Below are 608 nucleotides of genomic sequence, written 5' to 3'. Positions count from 1 at the left end.
GGGTGGGGGTGCTACCTCCGGGCGACGCGCGGCTGCGCGACGGGCGCGCGCTGCTCCTGGCGGACGGGGAGCCGGAGGAGCTGGGCGTAGCGCGCGAGCCGGTCCTCGAAGCGCCGGGCATCCCGGCTCCAGTGCACGACGACGTTGCGCTCGGGGTCCTCGCGGTGCGTGAGCGCGATGCCGTACTCGTCCTGCGCGCCAATCCAGTCCGGGTGGTGGCGCCGCTCGCAGTCGAGGCTGACGTAGTGGGCCAGGGGCTCGCTCCAGGTGAAGGCGCTCAGCGCTCCGGCGCCGCGCAGCGACACCTCCGAGGCCGTCACCACCACCTCCAGCCGGGTCGTCAGGCACCGCACGATGAGCGTCCCGGTCACGAACAGGCCCAGGACGCCCACCAGCGGCAGCATCCATTGCTCGCGCAGCAGGGCCAGGGACAGGCCCTGGTCCAACGCGTAGGCCACGGGGAGCACGACGAGCAGCACGAACCCGAGCAGCGGCCACACCACCTGTCCGACCAGCGGACGGGTTTCGAAGCGCAGGGGGAGGTCTCCCCCCATGTCCATCTTCCGTGGAACCGGTGAGAGCACTTCGAAGAAGGACATGGCCAGGCG

At 71.9% G+C, this 608-nt stretch carries 1 protein-coding gene; it reads right to left on the bottom strand.

What is annotated here, in order from left to right; genetic code table 11:
- Positions 1 to 11: 11 nt before the first annotated feature.
- The coding region (locus tag D7W79_RS42565; protein WP_208729991.1) for a hypothetical protein at positions 12 to 608 on the bottom strand (597 nt) is incomplete at its 5' end.

Source organism: Corallococcus exercitus, assembly GCF_003611585.1.
Taxonomy (GTDB): Bacteria; Myxococcota; Myxococcia; order Myxococcales; family Myxococcaceae; genus Corallococcus; species Corallococcus exercitus.
Note: the sequence above shows the minus strand (reverse complement) of the source record. Positions and strands in the feature narration are given on the sequence as shown.